This window comes from Agrobacterium pusense (genome assembly GCF_013285525.1).
GTDB classification, from domain to species: Bacteria; Pseudomonadota; Alphaproteobacteria; order Rhizobiales; family Rhizobiaceae; genus Agrobacterium; species Agrobacterium pusense.
The window spans coordinates 435,414-456,000 of the sequence record NZ_CP053856.1; the positions used below are offsets into that span (position 1 = coordinate 435,414).

18 protein-coding genes are annotated in these 20,587 nt (G+C 60.9%); 10 read left to right on the forward strand and 8 right to left on the reverse strand.

Annotated features, from left to right (window positions below; all coding sequences use genetic code 11):
- Nucleotides 1-16 precede the first annotated feature (16 nt).
- Both HQN82_RS02080 and thrC read right to left on the reverse strand, forming a co-directional pair.
- Nucleotides 17-1,315, reverse strand: coding sequence for a M16 family metallopeptidase (locus tag HQN82_RS02080; protein WP_004440396.1), 1,299 nt, complete (start codon nucleotides 1,313-1,315; stop codon nucleotides 17-19).
- 21 nt (nucleotides 1,316-1,336) lie between these two features.
- Nucleotides 1,337-2,734: a threonine synthase gene (gene thrC / locus HQN82_RS02085; protein ID WP_004440397.1), complete on the reverse strand. Its 1,398-nt coding sequence runs from the start codon at nucleotides 2,732-2,734 to the stop codon at nucleotides 1,337-1,339.
- A 264-nt stretch (nucleotides 2,735-2,998) separates the two neighbouring features.
- Between thrC and HQN82_RS02090 the strand changes: the two genes are divergently transcribed.
- Nucleotides 2,999-3,538, forward strand: coding sequence for a PilZ domain-containing protein (locus tag HQN82_RS02090; RefSeq protein ID WP_173614987.1), 540 nt, complete (start codon nucleotides 2,999-3,001; stop codon nucleotides 3,536-3,538).
- A 195-nt stretch (nucleotides 3,539-3,733) separates the two neighbouring features.
- On the opposite strand, the gene HQN82_RS02095 is transcribed toward HQN82_RS02090, so the two are convergent.
- Nucleotides 3,734-4,423, reverse strand: a complete 690-nt coding sequence (locus tag HQN82_RS02095) for an HAD family hydrolase (protein WP_003520496.1) — start codon at nucleotides 4,421-4,423, stop codon at nucleotides 3,734-3,736.
- A 214-nt stretch (nucleotides 4,424-4,637) separates the two neighbouring features.
- On the opposite strand from HQN82_RS02095, the gene HQN82_RS02100 reads away from it, so the two are divergent.
- Entirely contained in the window at nucleotides 4,638-5,318 is a 681-nt protein-coding gene (locus tag HQN82_RS02100; RefSeq protein ID WP_004440402.1) for a GntR family transcriptional regulator, read from the forward strand.
- A 40-nt stretch (nucleotides 5,319-5,358) separates the two neighbouring features.
- The gene (locus tag HQN82_RS02105) at nucleotides 5,359-5,820 is read left to right on the forward strand and encodes a DUF1284 domain-containing protein (RefSeq protein WP_112766665.1); all 462 of its coding nucleotides are present in this window, start codon (nucleotides 5,359-5,361) and stop codon (nucleotides 5,818-5,820) included.
- Here HQN82_RS02105 and HQN82_RS02110 read toward each other — a convergent pair.
- Nucleotides 5,780-6,880 carry a hypothetical protein gene (locus HQN82_RS02110; protein ID WP_045532570.1) on the reverse strand — a complete coding sequence of 367 codons (1,101 nt, stop codon included), beginning with the start codon at nucleotides 6,878-6,880 and terminating at the stop codon, nucleotides 5,780-5,782. The genes HQN82_RS02105 and HQN82_RS02110 overlap by 41 nt on opposite strands.
- A gap of 236 nt (nucleotides 6,881-7,116) precedes the next feature.
- On the opposite strand from HQN82_RS02110, the gene HQN82_RS02115 reads away from it, so the two are divergent.
- The 3 genes from HQN82_RS02115 (at nucleotide 7,117) to HQN82_RS02125 (ending at nucleotide 9,180) form a co-directional block, all read left to right on the forward strand.
- On the forward strand, nucleotides 7,117-8,262 hold the full coding sequence (locus HQN82_RS02115) for a site-specific DNA-methyltransferase (RefSeq protein ID WP_004440405.1): 1,146 nt from the start codon (nucleotides 7,117-7,119) through the stop codon (nucleotides 8,260-8,262).
- Between the two features lie 373 nt (nucleotides 8,263-8,635).
- On the forward strand, nucleotides 8,636-8,887 hold the full coding sequence (locus HQN82_RS02120) for a type II toxin-antitoxin system ParD family antitoxin (protein ID WP_107341193.1): 252 nt from the start codon (nucleotides 8,636-8,638) through the stop codon (nucleotides 8,885-8,887).
- 2 nt (nucleotides 8,888-8,889) lie between these two features.
- Nucleotides 8,890-9,180 carry a type II toxin-antitoxin system RelE/ParE family toxin gene (locus tag HQN82_RS02125; protein ID WP_004440407.1) on the forward strand — a complete coding sequence of 97 codons (291 nt, stop codon included), beginning with the start codon at nucleotides 8,890-8,892 and terminating at the stop codon, nucleotides 9,178-9,180.
- Between the two features lie 31 nt (nucleotides 9,181-9,211).
- On the opposite strand, the gene HQN82_RS02130 is transcribed toward HQN82_RS02125, so the two are convergent.
- Entirely contained in the window at nucleotides 9,212-9,823 is a 612-nt protein-coding gene (locus HQN82_RS02130; protein WP_112766511.1) for an HAD family hydrolase, read from the reverse strand.
- Entirely contained in the window at nucleotides 9,820-10,923 is a 1,104-nt protein-coding gene (mutY, locus tag HQN82_RS02135; protein WP_112766510.1) for an A/G-specific adenine glycosylase, read from the reverse strand. Before mutY ends, HQN82_RS02130 begins: the two co-directional genes overlap by 4 nt.
- 97 nt (nucleotides 10,924-11,020) lie before the next feature.
- On the opposite strand from mutY, the gene HQN82_RS02140 reads away from it, so the two are divergent.
- The 3 genes from HQN82_RS02140 to HQN82_RS02150 all read left to right on the forward strand — a co-directional run bounded on the left by HQN82_RS02140 (nucleotide 11,021) and on the right by HQN82_RS02150 (nucleotide 15,909).
- A complete protein-coding gene (locus HQN82_RS02140) occupies nucleotides 11,021-11,548 on the forward strand; it encodes a DUF721 domain-containing protein (RefSeq protein WP_006699987.1) in 528 nt (175 codons plus the stop codon).
- A gap of 128 nt (nucleotides 11,549-11,676) precedes the next feature.
- Nucleotides 11,677-12,357: a DsbA family protein gene (locus tag HQN82_RS02145; protein ID WP_173614487.1), complete on the forward strand. Its 681-nt coding sequence runs from the start codon at nucleotides 11,677-11,679 to the stop codon at nucleotides 12,355-12,357.
- A gap of 84 nt (nucleotides 12,358-12,441) precedes the next feature.
- On the forward strand, nucleotides 12,442-15,909 hold the full coding sequence (locus tag HQN82_RS02150; RefSeq protein WP_173614488.1) for a chromosome segregation SMC family protein: 3,468 nt from the start codon (nucleotides 12,442-12,444) through the stop codon (nucleotides 15,907-15,909).
- Nucleotides 15,910-16,394: 485 nt separating this feature from the next.
- Here HQN82_RS02150 and HQN82_RS02155 read toward each other — a convergent pair whose 3' ends face one another.
- Nucleotides 16,395-17,369 (reverse strand): VOC family protein, encoded by a 975-nt coding sequence (locus HQN82_RS02155; protein WP_072494059.1) that lies wholly within the window; start codon nucleotides 17,367-17,369, stop codon nucleotides 16,395-16,397.
- Nucleotides 17,370-17,597: 228 nt separating this feature from the next.
- Here HQN82_RS02155 and ppdK point away from each other — a divergent pair, with 228 nt between their 5' ends.
- Nucleotides 17,598-20,324, forward strand: a complete 2,727-nt coding sequence (gene ppdK, locus HQN82_RS02160; RefSeq protein WP_004440419.1) for a pyruvate, phosphate dikinase — start codon at nucleotides 17,598-17,600, stop codon at nucleotides 20,322-20,324.
- Here ppdK and HQN82_RS02165 read toward each other — a convergent pair.
- Entirely contained in the window at nucleotides 20,302-20,574 is a 273-nt protein-coding gene (locus HQN82_RS02165; RefSeq protein WP_004440421.1) for a hypothetical protein, read from the reverse strand. The two genes, ppdK and HQN82_RS02165, sit on opposite strands and share 23 nt — an antisense overlap.
- Nucleotides 20,575-20,587: the final 13 nt, after the last annotated feature.

A 20,587-nucleotide genomic window follows, 5' to 3' on the forward strand; every position in this document is an offset into this window, starting at 1 on the left:
CCGCTCTCATATCGGTTTATCCGTTCGCCTTTATCCTTGCGGGCTGCTGCGCGGACAGCGCGGCCGTGATGTCGGAAAGAGGCGGCAGATGTTCGAGCGGGCCAATTGCAGACAATGTCGGAACTGTATCGAAAAACAGCCGTCCTGCAAGATCGGTCAGGCGCGTGCGGGTGATGTCGCCCAGCCGCTCCATCATCTCTTCATTCGGAATGGGTCGGCCGTAAAGCATCATCTGGCGGGCGATCTGGCCGGCGCGGGCAGCCGGGCTTTCCTGGCCCATCAGCAGTTGCGCGCGGATCTGCGCACGGGCCCGGTCGATTTCCTCCTGGTGGATGGTCTGCGAGGACTTGCGCAGCTCCTCCAGAATGACGGGAACCAGTTCAGGCAGGTCGTTGCCGCCGGTGGCCGCATGCACGCCGAAGATGCCGGTATCGGAAAAACCCCAGTGGAACGCATAGACGGAATAACACAGGCCGCGATATTCACGCACTTCCTGGAACAGGCGGGAAGACATGCCGCCGCCGAGAATATTGGCGAGAATCTGCGAACAATAGAAATCGCGGGCATGATAGGCCTTGCCCTCGAAGCCGAGAAGCACCTGCGCATCCATCAGGTCGCGGGTCTCTCGGATTTCTCCGCCGGTATAGACAGCCTTTTCAAGCACAGGTGTCGCCACGGGCAGCTGCGGCAGCGAGGCGAAACGCTCTTCCACCTGCTTGACGAAGCTCTCGTGATCGACCGCGCCGGCCGCAACGACGAAGATGCGGTCCGTCGTATAATTGCGGGCGAGATAATGCCTGATCTGGCCTGTCGTGAAGGATTGCACGGTCTCGGGCGTGCCCAGGATCGGCCGGCCGATCGTCTGGTCGCGATAGGCGACACCGGAGAAATTGTCGAAGATCACGTCGTCGGGCGTATCGGTGGCGGCACCGATCTCCTGCAGGATGACGTTCTTTTCGCGCTCCAACTCGTCTTCATCGAAGAGCGATTCCGTCAGGATGTCGGCAAGGATATCGACCGCGAGCGGAACGTGATCCTTGAGGACGCGGGCGTAGTAGGAGGTTGTTTCCGTCGACGTCGCGGCGTTGACTTCGCCGCCGACATTTTCGATCTCTTCGGCGATCTGACGGGCGGTGCGGCGCGCCGTGCCCTTGAACGCCATATGTTCGAGAAGATGGGCGATGCCATGTTCGGCAGTCGTCTCGTTGCGGGAGCCGGATTTGATCCACACCCCAAGAGCGACGCTTTCGAGATGTGGCATTCTTTCCGTGACAACGGTCAACCCGGACGAAAGCCGGGTCAAATTTACTCTCATACTCAACGTCTTTCCGCGTCTCTATTTGCCGGCGCGTGCATGTTTGCCGATGAAGCTTTCCACGGCTTTGAGCTCCGCATCCAGAATGTCGAAACGCTCCTCCCGGTTCATGATGTCAGCGAGCCATACTGGAAGCGCCGGGTCGATTGCGCAAGCGGATTTTACAGCCGCCGGGAATTTTGCCGGATGGGCGGTCGACAGAACCACCATCGGGGTTGCGGGCTTTTCGTGCTTTTCCGCCACGAAAACACCTGTTGCCGTGTGCGGGTCGATCAGGTAGCCGGTCTTTTCAAGCGTGTCGCGAATGGTCGCCGCCACCTGCTTTTCGGTGGCGCGTCCGGCGCGGAAATCCTTCTTGATGAACTTCAGCGCCTTTTCCGGAATTTCAAACGCGCCCGATTGCTTGAGGCCATCCATCGATGACTTAACGGCAGCGGAATCGCGGTCGTAGGCTTCGAACAGCAGTCGCTCGAAGTTGGACGAAATCTGGATATCCATCGAGGGCGAGGTGGTGGGCTTGACGCCGCGCATCTCGTAACGGCCGGTCTTCAGCGTGCGCGCCAGAATGTCGTTGTCATTGGTCGCGATGACCAGCTTGTCGATCGGCAGGCCCATCTTCTTGGCGACGTAACCGGCGAAAATATCGCCGAAATTGCCTGTCGGAACGGTGAAGGACACCTTCCGGTCCGGGCCGCCGAGCGAAAGCGACGCGGTGAAATAATAGACCACCTGCGCCATGATGCGCGCCCAGTTGATGGAGTTGACGCCGGAAAGCTTCACGCCGTCGCGGAACTTCACGTCGTTGAACATCTCCTTCACCAGCGTCTGGCAATCGTCGAAATTGCCGTTGATCGCCAGCGCATGCACGTTGGAAGCGGTGGAGGTCGTCATCTGGCGCTGCTGCACCGGAGAGACCTTGCCGTTCGGGAAAAGGATGAAGATATCAGTACGCTCGCGTCCGGCAAAGGCGTCGATCGCCGCCCCGCCCGTATCGCCGGATGTGGCGCCGACAATGGTGGCGCGCTCGCCGCGTTCCGTCAGCGTATAGTCCATCAGACGGGCGAGGAGCTGCATCGCCACATCCTTGAAGGCGAGCGTGGTGCCGTGGAACAGCTCCAGCACGAAGGTGTTCGGACCGGTCTGTGTCAGCGGAACGACGGCCGGGTGGCGGAAGGTCGAATAGGCGTCGTCGATCATCGCCTTGAACTTGTCGGCCGGAATTTCGCCGCCGGTGAAACGGTAGAGAACCTCGAAGGCGACATCCTGGTAGGACTTGCCGCGCAGGTTGCGGATTTCCTTTTTCGACATGGACGGCCATTTGCGCGGCACGTAAAGCCCGCCATCGCGGCCAAGGCCTGCCAGAAGCGCGTCGCAAAAACCAAGCGAAGGGGCCGCACCCCTGGTCGATACATATTCCACGAGATAGTCCCTTATCCGTTGCCGATGTGATCGGCGTCTTTTCCGCAGCGTCTCACCGAAATGAGGCGATTGGCGAGGTCATGAAGCGCTTTTTTGAAAATTCAAGCAAAACCGAACATGCCAATCGATTTTTTCCGGCGTCGCTGCTATAGACCATCGCCAACCTGGGTGAAAGGTCAATAAACAGCGTCTCCGGTTCTGTTCCGGGACAATGGAGAGGGAATTAGAAGAGTGTCAGGGAATTTCTTGCGTTTGTCCGCCGCGATGTCGCTTCTCGTCGTTGTTGCAGGATGCAATTCCTCCAACCCGTCGGACTCGCTTGCCGTCAACCCGCCGGCGGCGCAGGCCGCGCCAACGGCTGCCGTGGTTCAGGCCAATTGCCCGGCCGTGACGGTTCTCGACGCCAATGCCGTTCATCGCGTCTATGCCGGCGGCGCCAAGGACGATCCGCAGAAACTCGCCTATCAGGTCTCGCTGTCCGATACGACGCGCTCCTGCACCGCCAATGAATCGACGCTCACCGTCAACGTGCTGGCCCAGGGCCGCCTCGTTCCCGGCCCGATGGCCAAGCCCGGCCGAGTCACCGTGCCGATCCGGGTGACGGTGAAGGATGGCGACGGCGAGATTTTCGGTGAAACGACCAATTTCGCCATCGATGTTCCCGCAGGCGGGGCCGGCACGCAGTTCATCTTCAACAACGACCACGTCGGCATTCCCAACGGACCGGGCGGCGCGCCGAGGTCTGTCAGCGTTTATATCGGCTTTGCAGAGCAGGGCGCGAAGGCCAAGACGAAGCGCCGGTGATTTGACGGGCAAAATGTAAAAGCCGGAGGCTGCTCGGCAGGCTTCGGTGCTGATTGCGGGGAAAACCATTCCTCACACGCGACGCCATCCTCGGGCCTGTCCCGAGGATCCAAGCATGTATCGTAAAATCAAAGCGTTGCAGATGCTCGGGACAGGCCGAGCATAACGAAGTGGCGTTTGTGACAAGGCCACAACTTAAAAAGCGCCTTCCCACTCTGCCATTGCCGCAATCACGGCCGGCAGGTCCTGCATGCGGGAGATCACCGTTTCGGCACCCGCATCCGTCAGCCGGTCGGCGTGGCTGGGATAGGTGTGGGACGCGCCGGTAAAGCCGATGACGCGCATGCCAGCGGCCCTTGCGCCATGGATGCCGTGCACGGAATCTTCGACCACGACCACGCGATCGGGGGAAACGCCGAATTGCGCCGCGCCGTGCAGGAAGATGTCGGGCTTCGGCTTCACGCGATCAGCGCCGAGATCCTTGGCGGAATAGATATGCGGCGCGAAATAGGGTTTCAGGCCCACCTTCGTCAGCATCATGTCGAGGCGGTGGCTCGAAGAGTTCGAGCAGATGCAGCGGGGCGTCGTCAGGCGGGACAGGGCGAACTTCACGCCCTCGATGATCTTCACGTCGCGTTCCAGCCGCATGTCGAGCAGTTTTTCCGATTTGTCGAGCAGCGAGGCTGAGAGCGGAATGCTGGCTTCGCTTTCCACCTGCAGGAGGATGTTCTTCCAGGTCATGCCGGCGAAACGCTCCCCCATTTCCTCGACCGAGATCGGATAACCGGCTTCGGTCAGAAGGCGGGATTCCACCTGTGCCGCGATGATTTCGGAATCGACCAGAACGCCGTCGCAGTCGAAAATAATAAGGTCGAAGCCGCTCATGGGCGCTCCCTGTATCGGATTTGGCTGGAAGAAAATGATGCCGGGCTTTTAGACCATGTCTGCGCCAAGCTCAACCGGCTCGCCAGCAAAGGACAGTCCCGTCAGGCTCATAGCTTGAAGGCCGCGGGCAAGGGAGCCGCGTGTGATAACAGTCTGCTCTGGCTTGCTGCAAAAACCTCTACACACGGTCGCGCCATATGCGCTATGGGATGTTATGCCCAAGACAGCAAAAAATTCGCCTGAAGATACCATTGCCGCCCGCATCAGCCGCACGCTTGCCGACCGCATCGTTCGCGGTGAGCTGTCGCCGGGCGAAAGGCTGCGGCAGGATCACATCGCCGCCGAATTCGGCGCCTCGCATGTGCCGGTGCGCGAGGCATTCCGCCGGCTGGAAGCGCAGGGACTTGCCGCCAGCATTCCGCGCCGGGGTGTCAGGGTCGCGGATTTCGGTCTCGATGATGTGCGCGAGGTGGCGGAAATGCGTGCCGCTCTTGAGGTTCTGGCTTTGCGCCACGCCATTCCCAACATGACGTCAGCCATTCTCGATCAGGCGGAGGCAGCCACGCTCGAAGGCGACAGCGCCGTTGATGTCGAGCATTGGGAGGAGGCCAATCGCCGCTTCCACCGCCTCATTACCGCGCCCTGCAACATGCCGCGCCTGATGGAAGCGATCGATGGCCTGCATGCGGCAAGCGCCCGTTTCCTGTTCTCCGCCTGGCGGGCCGGCTGGGAGCGCCGCACCGATACCGATCACCGGGCGATCATCGACGCGCTGCGCGGCGGCCGCGCCGAAGAGGCGGTGCGCATCCTTGACGGGCATGTGCAATGGATCGGCCGCAAGGCGATCCGCACCTCGTCCGGCTCGGTGCGCGACGCCTTCGCCATTGTCGGATAGGCCCTTGACCGTCCGCCTCCGGCCCCACCACCTTCTCTGCATGCTCACCTATGTGGGCAAGGGATACACATCCGGCTTCGTCGAAAATTACGACCGTGTCGCCGACCGCCTGAATGCCGGGGAAGAGGATATCGAGCTGGTGGATGGCCCCGACGACATCTGCGAGGGCCTGTTGTGTGAAAGCCATGCCCACTGTTTCAACGAAGGGGTTGTGAAGCGGGATGAGACGGCCCGCGTTTCGGTGTCAGTGCTTTTGGGCGAGACGCTGGCTGCCGGCAAGCGGTTGCAGGCGACGCCGGACTTCCTTGCCAAGATGCGTCTGGCATTTGCAGGGGGAGATATCAGGCAGGCCTGTCGAGGCTGCCAGTGGAACAGGCTGTGCGACCGCATTGCCGCTTCAGGCTTTGCTGGCGTGAAAATCGGCGAACAGCCGGAGCCTCAAGCAGGGCTGCGGCCAAGGCCTACTCCGGCACACGCGTCTCGGTTCTCTCGGCAGCCTTGACCGTCGCCTTGATCTCCTTCGGATCGCGGCCCGACTTCTTGTCGTAACTTACCTTCACCGAATAATCGCCGGGATGAAGCGTTTCCTGATGCTGCGTGCCATAGCGACCGGAAATCTCCTTCTGCGTGCCCTGAAGGTCCCTGGTCGTTTCGACAATGTCGATCCGTTCCGCGCCGGGGGCGGTAATTGCGAGTACGCCCGCATCGAGATTGATGGTTATTTCCGTGCGTTTTCCGGCGGTCACGGTGAACGGCTGCTCCACTGTCACCTTGCCGAGGCGTGCGCGCATGACGAAATTACCGGCCGGCATTTCCATCATCTTGCCGGTTCCGTAAATGCCGTTGATGGTCTCCCGCGTGCCGTCAAGGGTTTCCTTGGCCGACATCGCTTCGAAGCGGATATCATCCGTTTCCACCGCCCTGCCGCCTTCCGCATACACGGCCTTGGCGATCACCACGCCGCTCGGAATGACAAGTTCGTGGCTGATCTTGTCGCCGGCCTTCATGGTGAGCTTCTCCTGCGCCCGCGCCGGGCCGACGCTGCCGGTGAGAAGCACTTCGCCCGCCGGCACGAAGACGGTATCCTGGCCATAGACGCTGTCTTTGAAATCATCCTTGGTGATTTCAGTTTTCGCCTGTGTCTCCACATCGCCGCCGGGGCTGCGTTTTGGCACGACAGTCAGTTCGGCCGCATCGAAATTTACCTTGGGCCTTGCAACGCTTCCGTCCTTCACCTCGAACGCTATTTCGCGGGTCACATTGCCCAGCGCCGCCACGCCCACATATCTGCCCGCTGGCAGCTTCGCCTCGAAGGTGGCGTCATAGGAACCGCCGGCATTCTCGTCGGTGCGCACGCCCGTGCGGTCGGCCTTGTAGAAATCCCAGCGCACCCTGTCACTGTTGCCGAGGGAGGGGCCGCCATCAAACAAAACCGCATCGGTGATGACGTTATATTGCGGGTTCGGTTGCTGGGCCTGCGAGGGCGTTGCCAGCGCGACCGCGAAAAGTGCGGCCCAAACGACATTCATGGAAAAAGACGCCATTTTCATCACGGACCCCATTGCGGACTACCCCCTGCCATAATGGCTCTTCCTGCCGCGCGAATATGCGGGCACAGGAGAACCCATTGTGCACAACGTTTTCGCCGGACTTCGGGTTCCCCGCCGGTCTCCGCAAATTGCGCCAGTGCGCCGCGAGAGCCATTTATTTCGCATTTTCCGTGACTTGTTCAGGCTTTGATAACCATCTTCGGTAACCATAAGCCTCAGTAGAGAGTAAGCGTATGGAGCGAGTACCAATGGCAGCAGTTTTTCCGCTGGCCGATTTTCGGCATGCCGGTTTTGATCGTGCAGGTGAGAGTGACGCCTGGAAAGACAGCATCATTAAGGGTGATTGCGTCGCTGCCTTGGATGCCCTCCCGAGCCAGTCGGTGGACGCGATTTTCGCCGATCCGCCGTATAACCTCCAGCTTGGCGGCACGCTGCACCGGCCCGATCAGTCGCTCGTTGATGCCGTCGACGACGAATGGGACCAGTTCGCCTCCTTCGAGGCCTATGATGCCTTCACCCGCGCCTGGCTGCTCGCCTGCCGCCGCGTGCTGAAGCCGAACGGCACCATCTGGGTCATCGGTTCCTATCACAATATCTTCCGCGTCGGCGCCACGCTCCAGAACCTCGATTTCTGGATCCTCAACGATATCGTCTGGCGCAAGACAAACCCCATGCCCAATTTCAAGGGCCGCCGGTTCCAGAACGCCCATGAAACCATGATCTGGGCGAGCCGCGATCCGAAAGCCAAGAACTATACCTTCAACTACGATGCGTTGAAGGCCTCCAATGACGACGTGCAGATGCGCTCCGACTGGCTGTTCCCTATCTGCAGCGGCCATGAGCGGCTGAAGGGTGAGGACGGCAAGAAGGTGCACCCCACCCAGAAGCCGGAAGCGCTGCTTGCCCGCATCATCATGGCTTCCACCAAACCGGGTGATGTCGTGCTCGACCCGTTCTTCGGCTCCGGCACCACGGGTGCGGTGGCAAAACGCCTCGGCCGCCACTTCGTCGGCATTGAGCGCGAGCAGGATTATATCGATGCCGCCGCCGCCCGCATCGCCGCCGTCGAACCGCTCGGCAAGGCGGAACTGACGGTCATGACCGGCAAGAAGGCCGAGCCGCGCGTCGCCTTCAACACCCTGCTGGAAAGTGGCCTCGTCCGTCCCGGCCAGGTGCTGACGGATGCAAAGCGCCGTTATAGCGCCATTATTCGTGCGGATGGTACGCTCGCATCCGCCGGAACCGCCGGCTCCATCCATCGCCTCGGCGCGAAGGTGCAGGGTCTCGACGCATGCAACGGATGGACGTTCTGGCACTTCGAAGACGGCGACGACCTGAAGCCGATCGATGATCTCCGAGCCATCATCCGCAGTGAACTGGCAAAGGCCGAATAGTCCAAGCCGAAAAGGCTTGAAGGCAACGATCCACCGCCCGCCCTTGTCCAGAATACGTCTCCGTCCGGTTTAGTACCTTCAGTCCCGGATGGAGAACGACCAACGCCCGGCACATCGTGTCGGGCGTTGGTATTTTCGAATACAAAATTTTAGATAGACAAGTTTCGCGCAAGAGACGACAACTACTGTCTTAATCAAAGCAGTGGTTGTGAAAATCCGGTCTGGACAACTCACAAAAACATTGCGTCCAATGCCGCTTGCGGCAGGACTGGCGCAGGCCGGAGACCGCCATTTCCGCCTGCGCCAATTTCTTTTCCCGATCTTTTTGACAAACCTTGCCAAAATCTGCACTCTGTCTTCATAGGAGATGAAGATGGTGACCATGAATATTTCGCTGCCCGGCCAGATGAAGGAATGGGTCGAAGCGCAGTCTAAAACGGGCCGTTACTCCAATGCCAGCGACTATGTCCGAGATCTCATCCGAAAGGATCAGGAGCGGAGCGAAAAGATCGCTGCCATGCAGGGCCTGGTGGACGAAGGATTGCAGGCTCCCTCCGGTCATCGTTCTGAAGATGCCTTGTTTGCTGAGGCCGAAGCCCGCTCCATGAAACGTAAAATTGGCTGATCATGGGATTTCGCCTTTCTCTGCCTGCGGAAGAAGACGTCATCCGCATAGCGCAAGAAGGCATCGACCTATTTGGACCTCAGCAAGCGCGAAAGTACCATCGCGAACTTTTCGCAATATTCGACTTGATATCACGGAATCCGAGGATCGCACGCGAGCGTAACGAGTTGTCGCCGTCGGTGCGCATTCATCCGTTCAGAGCACATCTGGTGGTCTATCGCGTTGAGGCGGACGACGACGTCCTCATCGTCCGCGTCCGCCATGGGCACGAGGACTGGGGCAATGAGCCTTAATCCATGCCACGAGGTGACTTAAGGGCGGAACCTAAACCGCCACCCCAAATGCCTGCAGATCCTGCTTCAGCTTCTCCGCGCCGGTGAACTGCACCGCCTGCCAGCCGGCGGCCTTTGCGCCTTCGACATTGATCGCCGTATCATCGATGAACAGAGTTGCGGCGGGATTGAGCCCGAAATCGCGCGCATGAAGCTCATAAATCGCCACATCCGGTTTGATCAGCTTGATGTCACCGGAAACGGTGACGCCGCGCGGCAGGATGAGGAAGGGGAACATCTTTTGCGCCTCACGAAAAGTGTCGGAGGCGAAGTTGGTGAGCATCGTCACGTCGTGGCCGCTCTCGATAAGGCCCGTCATGATCGCGACGCTGTCGTCATAGGAATGCGAGACCATCTCGTGCCAGAACTTGCGGAAGGAGCGGATATGCTCTTCCCGTTCCGGGAACTTCTCCACCAGCAAAGCTTCAGCATCCTCCCAGCGGCGGCCACGATCCTGCTCGAGGTTCCAGTCATGGGTGCAGACATTCTCGAAGAACCATTGGCGCTCATCGGCATCGGGAATGAGACGGCTATAGGGAATATGCGGATCGTAATGGATCAGCACCTTGCCGATGTCGAATACAATATGCTCAATCTTGGTCATCGAAATTTCCTGCTTTCATTGAATGCGGATGGAATAGCCTGCGCGATGACTTTTTTCATCACCGTTGGCAGCGCCTGCGCGTCAAGATTTGTAACCGGCTCCCACCATCCGTCATCCGGGCCGGTTTGGAGGCCGCCCGGAACCTGAGCGCGGTAGACGTTGAGCCTCAGCTCAAAATGGGTGAACACATGCGCGATCACGCCCGTCGCCTGCCAGTCGGCGACAAAGGGCGCGTGACTTTGGTCCGTGCCGCCATCCAGGCGGGCGGTCCAAGCCGTTGTCGGCACCTCGGTCATTCCGCCGAGAAGGCCGCTTTCGACGCGCCGCCGCAGCAGGATTTCACCTTCTGCATTGACGGCCACAAAGGCAGCCCCGAGCCGCACCGGTTTTGCTTTCTTCGCGGCTTTCACCGGAAAACGCTCCGGCTCATCCTCCGCAAGCGCCAGACAGACGCCATTGAACGGACAGAGCGCGCAGGCCGGCCGTTTCGGCGTGCAGATCGTTGCGCCAAGGTCCATCATTGCCTGGGCGAAATCCCCGGGCCTGTCGGCAGGGGTCAGCTCTGCTACCTTAGCTTTCATCGCCGGCTTGGAGCTGGGCAGTGGCGCATCGATGGCGAAGAGACGTGAAATAACCCGTTCGACATTGCCGTCCATGACAGCGGCCTGCCGGTTAAAAGCGATGGCAGCGACGGCAGCCGAGGTATAATCACCGATGCCGGGCAGTTGCTTCAAACCCTCTTCCGTGTCCGGAAAGACGCCACCATGCTCATTCGCCACGGCTTCCGCACATTTCTTGAGATTGCGGGCGCGAGCGTAATAACCAAGGCCTGCCCAGGCCGCCATGACGTCCTCGACCGGCGCCGCAGCGAGATCCGTGACGCTCGGCCACGCGGCGAGGAACTTCAGGAAATAAGGTTTTACGGCCTGCACCGTCGTCTGCTGCAGCATCACTTCGGAGAGCCAGACGTGATAGGGATCGGCGCGTTTTCCCTTCGCCGCCATGGCCGGGGAAGTGCGCCATGGCAATTCGCGATGGTGCCGGTCGTACCATGCGAGCAGCATCTGCGCATAAGACGACGAGGCGGTTTTTTGAAGCATGGTTTGCCGTTTCTGTTCGATTTGGCCTATAGTTGGGACATCCGTAGCGGGCGATCAAGAAAATGTGGATCGCCCTCTCCAAAATCGCGAGTGAAACATGCGTTATCCCCAGAGTGGTGCCGGCAAGAAGAAGGGCGTCGTGCAGATCGCCGAAGTCGCCAATGGCATCATGGACCCGGTCCTGTCGAAACGCGCCGGCATCAACACGGCGCTGCTCGGCTCCTGGGACGAGATCGCCGGGGACGATTTTGCCGATTGCACCCGCCCGGAAAAGATCACCTGGCCGCGCCGCGACGAAGGCCCGGACCGTGGCGGATATCAGCCCGGCGTGCTGACGATCGCCTGCGAAGGCGCGCGCGCGCTATTTCTCACCCACGCGCAGGGCGAACTCATTGCTCGCATCAACGGCTTTTTCGGCTTCCCGGCCGTGCGCCAGATCAGGATCGTACAGAAGCCCGTCTCGCAAACCATCACCCGCCGGCGCAAACCGCAGCCCCTGCGCGGCGATGCGGCAAAACGTCTCGATGACATGATGGACGGCATTGAAAGCGAGGCGCTGCGCAAGGCGGTGGAGAGGCTGGGTACGGCGGTGTTGCAGAAGAAGCCGGGGCGCAGGACGATTTGATGCAAGGTGCCGTCCTTGACTGGTCACAATTCTTTGACAAGAAGAGTTCAGAACCCCGCTTGTGATGAACAGGCCGTCGCTATATCGGAATCAACGGACAATAGAGTCTATTACCAACAGGTGCTTTCATGCATTTTCCCGAACTGACCATTTTCCGTCGCAGCCTTCTCGGCGGCGTTGCTCTTGCCGCCATTGCCACGGCCCTGCCGTTTGCCTTTACGCCTGGCATCGCCGAGGCTCAGGAACTGCCTGAGTCCACCGGTGATGTGGATATGGCTGCGGTAATGAAGCCCGGCCCGCTGCCGGAAGCAGCGCTCGGCGATGCCAACGCACCCGTCAAGATCGTCGAATATATGTCGATGACCTGCCCGCACTGCGCCAATTTCCACAACAAGACCTTCGAAGAAATCAAGAAGAAGTATATCGACACCGGCAAGGTCTATTTCGTGCTGCGCGAATTCCCGTTCGATCCGCGCGCCGCTGCCGCGTTCATGTTGGCGCGCTGCGCACCGGAAGGTCAGTATTTCCCCTTCGTTTCCATGCTGTTCAAGCAGCAGCAGAGCTGGGCCGTTGCGCAGGATGCGCGCGCCGCCCTGCTGCAAATGTCGAAAATGGCCGGTTTCTCACAGGAGTCTTTCGAGGCCTGCTTGACGAACCAGAAACTTCTGGATGATGTGAACGCAACCATGCAACGCGGTGCGACGGAATTCGGCGTCAACTCCACGCCGACTTTCATCATCAACGGCAAGAAATACGCAGGAGACATGTCGGTTGAAACCATGTCGGCTGTCATCGACAAGCTGCTCTGATCACCGAAGCCTTCAGAAAACGGGCGGCGGATATTTCCGCACGCCCGTTTTTTATTGCCGTTTTTCTGTCCGGAGCGGGACGGCATGAAGTTTAACAAGCTCCGCCTCGTCGGTTTCAAGTCCTTCGTCGAGCCCTCGGAATTCATCATCGAACCGGGCCTCACCGGCGTTGTCGGCCCCAATGGCTGTGGCAAGTCCAATCTTGTCGAAGCACTGCGCTGGGTGATGGGCGAGAACTCCTACAAGAACATGCGCGCCTCCGGCATGGATGACGTCATCTTCTCCGGTTCCGGCAATCGCCCGGCCCGCAACACCGCCGAAGTTGGCCTTTATCTCGACAATTCCGACCGCACCGCGCCTGCCGCCTTCAACGATGCCGATGAAATTCAGGTGACGCGCCGCATCGAGCGCGAAAACGGCTCCGTCTACCGCATCAACGGCAAGGAAGCGCGTGCCAAGGATGTGCAGCTTCTTTTCGCCGATGCCTCCACCGGCGCACGCTCTCCTTCCATGGTGGGGCAGGGGCGCATCGGCGAACTCATCAACGCCAAGCCGCAGGCCCGCCGCCAGCTGCTGGAAGAGGCGGCCGGCATTTCCGGCCTGCATTCGCGCCGCCATGAGGCCGAGCTTCGCCTGCGCGCCGCCGAGACCAATCTGGAGCGGCTGGAAGACGTCACCGCCCAGCTGGAGAGCCAGATCGAAAGCCTGAAACGCCAGGCGCGCCAAGCCAACCGTTTCAAGATGCTCTCCGCCGATATCCGCGCCCGCGAGGCGACGCTGTTGCACATTCGCTGGGTGGAAGCGAAGGAAGCCGAAGGCGAGGCGGAAAGCGCGCTCAATCAGGCAACGAACATCGTCGCCGAAAAGGCGCAAACCCAGATGGAAGCGGCAAAGCAGCAGGGCATCGCCAGCCTGAAACTGCCGGAGCTGCGCGAGGACGAGGCAAAAGTCGCCGCCGCCCTGCAACGCCTGCAAATCGCCCGCACCCAGCTGGACGACGAGGCCAACCGCCTGCTCCGTCGTCGTGACGAGCTGGCGCGCCGTCTGTCGCAGCTTGGCGAGGATATTATCCGCGAGGAGCGGCTGGTCTCCGACAATGCCCAGATACTCGCGCGGCTCGACGAGGAAGAAGCCGAGCTCCTCGAAATCCTGTCCGATTCCGGCCGCCATGCCGACGAAATGCGCGAAGCCTTCGAAGCTGCGTCCGTCAAGCTGGCGGAAAGCGAAGCCATCTTCACCGCCATCACCGCCGAGCGCGCGCAAGCCGCCGCCGTCCGGCAGCAATTGGAGCGGGCGATCCGCGATCTTTCCGACCGCAAGGTGAGGCTCGAACGGCAATCGCAGGAAGCAACGGCCGAGATCGAGGCCATCGACGAAAAACTCTCCGGCCTTCCGGACCCCGCGGAACGGCGCGAAGCGGTTGAGGCAGCCGAGATTGCCGTGGAAGATGCGCTGATCGTCGTGGAAGAGGCCGAGGCTGCCGTTGCTGAGGCGCGTTCCGCCGAAGCCATGGCGCGCGGGCCACTGGAAACGGCGCGAAACCGCCTGAACGCGTTGGATACGGAAGCGCGTACCATCACCAAAATCCTCGCTTCAAGCGCCGCCGCGAATGGCAGCTTCACGCCGGTGGCGGAAGAAATGACGGTTGAGCGCGGTTATGAGGCGGCACTGGGCGCGGCGCTTGGCGACGATCTCGAAAGTCCGCTCGATGCCAAAGCACCTGCCTATTGGGCCGGTAATGGCGACGGTTCTGATGATCCTGCCTTACCGCAGGGCGCCAAACCGCTTCTGGATTATGCTCAGGCGCCGGATGCGCTTAGGCGTGCTCTCGCCCAGATCGGCGTCGTTGCAGACGTCACGGAGGCCCGGCGGCTGTTGCCGTCGCTGAAGGCCGGCCAGCGGCTGGTGACGCGTGAAGGCGCGCTGTTCCGCTGGGACGGCCATGTCGCCAGCGCTGATGCGCCGGGCGCTGCGGCACTTCGCCTGTCGCAGAAGAACCGCCTCGCCGAAATCGAAACCGAACTGGATGAAGCCCGCTCCATTCTGGAAGAGGCCGAAGACCAGCTTGCCGCGAAAAGCGAGGAGATCAGAAGCAGCGAATTGCGGCTTTCGGACGTGCGAGACCGGAGCCGGCTTGCGACCCGTCAGCTTGCCGAGGCACGCGAGGCGCTGACGTCGGCCGAACGGGCCTCGGGCGATCTTTTGCGCCGCCGGGATATCGTCTCCGAAGCACTGAACCAGATCGGCGCGCAGATCGACGAGATCGCCGTTCAGGAAGAAAATGCCCGTATCGAGATGGAAGATGCGCCTGATCTTTCCGTGCTTGATCTGAAGCTGCGTGAAAGCCAGCTGGAAGTCGCGACCGATCGTGGCGTGCTGGCGGAAGCGCGCGCCCGCCATGAAGGCGTGAGCCGCGAGGCGGAAAGCCGCCAGCGCAGAATTCAGGCAATCGGGCAGGAGCGTTCCACCTGGCAATCGCGGGCGGCAAGTGCCGCCGATCATATCGCCACGCTGCGCGAACGTGAGGAAGAGGCGCGCGAGGAAATCGCCGAGCTGGACATTGCGCCCGAGGAATTTGACGAAAAACGCCGCAACCTCCTCAACGAATTGCAGAAGACCGAAGACGCCCGTCGCGCGGCCGCCGACCGGCTGGCCGAGGCGGAAAACCTGCAACGCGCCGCCGACCGGCTGGCGGCAACGGCGCTTTCCGAACTCGCCGAAGCCCGCGAAAAGCGCGGCCGCGCCGAAGAGCGGCTGGTTTCCGCCCGCGAGAAACGGCAGGAGGCGGAACATCGCATCCGTGAGACGCTGAATACCGAGCCGCATATGGCGTTTCGCCTGACCGGCCTTGGCCCGGACCAGCCAAAGCCCGATATTCGTGATGTCGAGCGCGATCTGGACCGGCTGAAGATCGAGCGCGAAAGGCTTGGCGCCGTCAATCTGCGCGCCGAGGAGGAGCAGGCCGAGCTTTCCGCCAAGCTTGAGGCGCTCATCAAGGAGCGGGACGATATCATCGACGCCGTGCGCAAGCTGCGTGCCGGTATCCAGAACCTCAACCGCGAGGGCCGCGAGCGGCTGATTGCCGCCTTCGATGTGGTCAATTCGCAGTTCCAGCGGCTGTTCACCCATCTCTTCGGCGGCGGCACGGCGGAATTGCAACTGATCGAATCCGACGACCCGCTGGAAGCCGGTCTCGAAATCCTCGCCCGCCCACCGGGCAAGAAGCCGCAGACCATGACATTGCTTTCCGGCGGCGAGCAGGCACTGACGGCCATGGCGCTGATATTCGCCGTCTTCCTCACCAATCCCGCGCCGATCTGCGTGCTGGACGAGGTGGACGCGCCGCTCGATGACCACAATGTCGAGCGCTACTGCAACCTGATGGATGAAATGGTGGCCTCCACCGAAACCCGCTTCGTCATCATCACTCACAATCCCATCACCATGGCGCGCATGAACCGCCTCTTTGGCGTCACCATGGCGGAGCAGGGCGTGTCGCAACTGGTGTCTGTTGATTTGCAGACCGCCGAACAGTTGCGCGAAGCCGTCTGAGGCGACAATTCCGGGATTCAATTTCTGGTTTTGCTCAATGTCAATTTATCTTGCCATATCACCCATTCGGGTGAGCGACATTGCGCGGCAGTTTGCTATGTCTTTCGCAAGAGCCAAAGGTTCTCCTGAGACCCCACCATCCGGTTTCCTGTACCGGATGGAATGCCTTGCGAGGCCGCTGCCGTGGCCTCGCAAGGCTTTCTTTTCCAGGTTCATAGGGTTGCGCGGCGGTTTGCATTGGCAATTGTGTCAGGGGAGTAAGCCTCTTTCCGTCATACCGGCCTTGAGCCGGTATCCAGCCAGCCCAAGTCCTTGGGCTGAAAGGACTCTTCCCGTCGCGCGAGAGCCGCGTCGACTGGATTCCGGCTCAAGGCCGGAATGACGGAGAGAGGCGACGCAGCCAATCACTGTAAACACTGGCATGCTGCAATTGCCCGCGCAGTGTGCGAGTTTCTCGGCCCATGATGCATGGAGGCCACCATCACTCACCCCGGCACAAGCCGCAACCTTGTACCCCAGGGGTCGATCGCTTCCACGACATTATTCTCCATCTCCACCAGCACATAACCCGCGGCCCGCAGCCGTGTTTTCTGCGCCTCGAGATCGGTGGGGTTGCGAACGGTGATTGAAAACCAGTCGAGGCCGGTTTCCATGGCGTTGCGTTCCTTTGCGCCACGGCTGTTCCAGGTATTCACCGCCAGATGGTGGTGATAGCCACCGGAAGAGAGAAAAGACGCGTCGGCACGCGCATCCTGTGTCGGTTTGAGGCCGACGGCCTCTTCGTAGAAGGCGCGGGCAGCGGCGATGTCCCCAACTCGCAGGTGGATGTGGCCAATGCGCATTCCCGCGGGGGCGACGTCATAATCACTGTTTTTGGTATCGGTCAGCTTTACGAGATCATCGACATCGAGAGGCTCGGTGCCCATTTTAACCACGTTGCCGCTCCACACCCATGTGTCCGTGGGACGATCGCTGTAGACCTCGATGCCGTTACCTTCGGGATCGTTGAGATAGATCGCCTCGCTGACATTGTGATCGGCAAAACCCGTCAGAGGCACCTGCTTCAGCGCCGCATGCACCAGCCAGCGCGCCAGATCCTTGCGGGAGGGCATCAGATAGGCGACGTGGAACAGACCGGCAGAGGTGGGGCTCTCGAAATCCGCTGCCGGCTTGTGATCGAGATCGAGCAGCGGCACGGTCCCGACACCCAGCGTCACGCCCCTTGCCGTGCGTTCCACTTCGTTCATACCCAGCACCGAACGGTAATAATCGATCATCGGATCGAGTTCGCGCACGCGCAGCGCCGCCTTGCCGATATGCATCGGCGTCGTCAGCGCAAAGGGCAGGGTGGGATCGACGGCGGCGGAAGCTCCGCCCTCGGCTCTAAGCGCACCGGCAAGGGCGGTGGCGGCGCAGGAAATTCCGGCAAATTTAAGCGTGTGGCGGCGGGTAAATTGCATGAATAATCTCTTTGTCGGCGATTTGAATGGCTTAGGTAACACTCCGTTTCAGCGCACTACACGAATGCGTCAATGCTGCTGTTATGTCCTGTTTAAGGCAATTCTGGCGCGCAATTCGCCGCAATTATGCTGCACTGCGATGTAAACTACGCGTTGCGGCGTTCCCAACGTGCCGCCAATGCTGTAGATGATAGAAAAATGACAACGCTTCTGGGTGGAGAGCGTGGAATGAAAAAATGGGTTTATACCTTCGGCAACGGTGCTGCCGAAGGCCGGGCAGGTGACGTTGCGATATTGGGCGGCAAGGGCGCAAACCTTGCCGAAATGGCAAGTCTCGGCCTTCCTGTTCCCCCCGGCCTCACCATCATTACCGACGCCTGCGCGCTTTATCACAAGAACGGCCGCGATCTCCCGGATGACCTGAAGCTTCAGGTCATGGCCGGCCTGCATGGTATGGAAATCGTGACCGGCAAGACCTTCGGCGGCAGCCAGTCGCCACTGCTCATCTCCGTGCGTTCCGGCGCGCGCGCCTCCATGCCCGGCATGATGGATACGGTGTTGAACCTTGGTCTCAACGACCGCACCGTCGAGGCATTGGGCCACGATGCGGGCGACGCGCGTTTTGCCTGGGACAGCTATCGCCGCTTCATCCAGATGTATGCTGATGTCGTCATGGGTCTCGACCATGAAATGTTCGAGGAAATCCTCGAAGATGAAAAAGGCCGGCTTGGCCATGAATACGATACGGACATGTCGGCGGTCGAATGGCAGCACGTCGTTTCGCTCTACAAGAAGCTGATCGAAGATGAGCTCGGCGAAGCCTTCCCGCAGGATTGTCACGTCCAGCTTTGGGGCGCAATTGGCGCCGTGTTCGCCAGCTGGACCAACCACCGTGCCGTGACCTATCGGCACCTGCACAATATTCCCGGCGACTGGGGCACGGCCGTTAACGTTCAGGCCATGGTCTTCGGCAATCTCGGCTCGTCCTCGGCAACCGGCGTCGCCTTTACCCGCAACCCCTCGACAGGCGAGGCGGAGCTTTACGGCGAATTCCTCGTGAATGCGCAAGGCGAAGACGTGGTGGCGGGCATCCGCACGCCGCAATCCATCACCGAGGCCGCACGCTTGGCCTCCGGCTCCGACAAGCCATCCATGGAAAAGCTGATGCCGGAGGCCTTTTCCGAATTCCTGGCGATTTGCAAGCGGCTGGAAACCCACTACCGCGACATGCAGGATCTTGAATTCACCATCGAGCGCGGCAAGCTCTGGATGCTGCAGACCCGCTCCGGCAAGCGCACCACCCGTGCCGCCATGAAGATTGCGGTCGATATGGTGGAGGAAGGGCTGATTTCGCAGGACGAAGCCGTCTGCCGCATCGAGCCGTCGTCGCTCGACCAGCTGCTGCATCCCACCATCGATCCCGGCACATCCCGTCCCATCATCGGCTCCGGCCTGCCCGCCTCTCCAGGGGCGGCAACGGGTGAGATCGTCTTTACCGCGGAAGAGGCGGTCGCCGCCGAGGCCGAAGGACGCCGCGTCATTCTGGTACGCATCGAAACCAGCCCGGAAGATATTCACGGCATGCATGCCGCCGAAGGCATTCTGACGACGCGCGGCGGCATGACCAGCCACGCCGCCGTGGTGGCGCGCGGCATGGGCATTCCCTGTGTCACCGGCGCCGGCTCCATGCGGGTCGATATGCGCAACAGGGTGCTGATCGGCGTCGGCTGCATGCTGAAGCGGGGGGATGTCATCACCATCGACGGTTCCTCCGGCCGGGTGCTGAAAGGCGAAGTGCCGATGACGCAGCCGGAACTCTCGGGTGATTTCGGCAAGCTGATGGAGTGGGCGGACAAGCTGCGCCGGATGACCGTGCGCACCAATGCGGACACGCCCGCCGACGCCCGCGCCGCGCGCGCCTTTGGCGCTGAGGGCATTGGCCTCTGCCGTACCGAACACATGTTCTTCGAGGGCGATCGCATCCATGTCATGCGCGAGATGATCCTCGCCGAAAGCGAAAAGGGCAGGCGGGCGGCGCTCGATGAGCTTCTGCCGATGCAGCGCTCGGATTTCACCGAACTTTTCCAGATCATGCACGGCCTGCCGGTGACGATCCGCCTGCTCGACCCGCCACTGCACGAATTCCTGCCGAAGACGGATGGTGAAATCGTCGAGGTTGCCGCCGCCATGGGCATGCCGCAGACGGTGTTCCGCCAGCGGCTGGATGCGCTGCACGAATTCAACCCCATGCTCGGCCATCGCGGCTGCCGTCTCGCCATCTCCTACCCGGAAATCGCCGAAATGCAGGCCCGCGCCATTTTCGAAGCGGCCGTTGCGGCGGCGCGCATTACCGGCGCGCCCGTCGTGCCTGAGATCATGGTGCCGCTGGTTGGCCTGCGTTCGGAACTGGATTACGTGACTGCGGTCATCGACGGCGTCGCCGCGGCGGTGGCGAAAGAAACCGGCATGGAGATCGAATATCTCACGGGGACCATGATCGAGCTGCCGCGTGCGGCTCTGCGCGCCCATGTCATTGCCGAAGCGGCCGAGTTCTTCTCCTTCGGCACCAACGATTTGACGCAGACGACCTTCGGCATTTCCCGCGACGATGCGGCGCGCTTCATCAATACCTATCAGCGTAAGGGCATCATCGAACGCGACCCGTTCATTTCGCTCGATTTCGATGGCGTGGGTGAATTGATCCGCATCGCCGCCGAACGCGGCCGCCAAACGCGGCCAGAACTGAAGCTCGGTATCTGCGGCGAACATGGCGGAGACCCGGCCTCGATCCATTTCTGCGAAAATGCCGATCTTGATTACGTCTCGTGCTCGCCTTTTCGCGTGCCCATCGCCCGCCTAGCCGCCGCGCAGGCGACGCTTGCCGCGCGGGCGGAAGAAGGGCAGGTGGCAAGCAATGTCGCCTTTATCCCCGTCAGGGGTTCTGTTGGACGATGATGCGCCGCTCCACCACCACGGGACGGTAGAACATGTCGCGGTTCATCTGCGCCTGCCAGGCACGGTTGTCGGCACGGCGGTCCATTTCCAGATCGAGAAGGCAACCGGCCATCGGGTCAGTGCCGGGACGGAAACCGTAACCCCGGCATGTCGCCTCATCCCGAGCCCGGCGCTCTTCCGGTGTCAGCGTCTGGCATGCGGTGAGCGCCAGCATGGCGGCAAGCGCACCGAAGACGATGGAAAAGCGCATTTTGTTTCTCCCT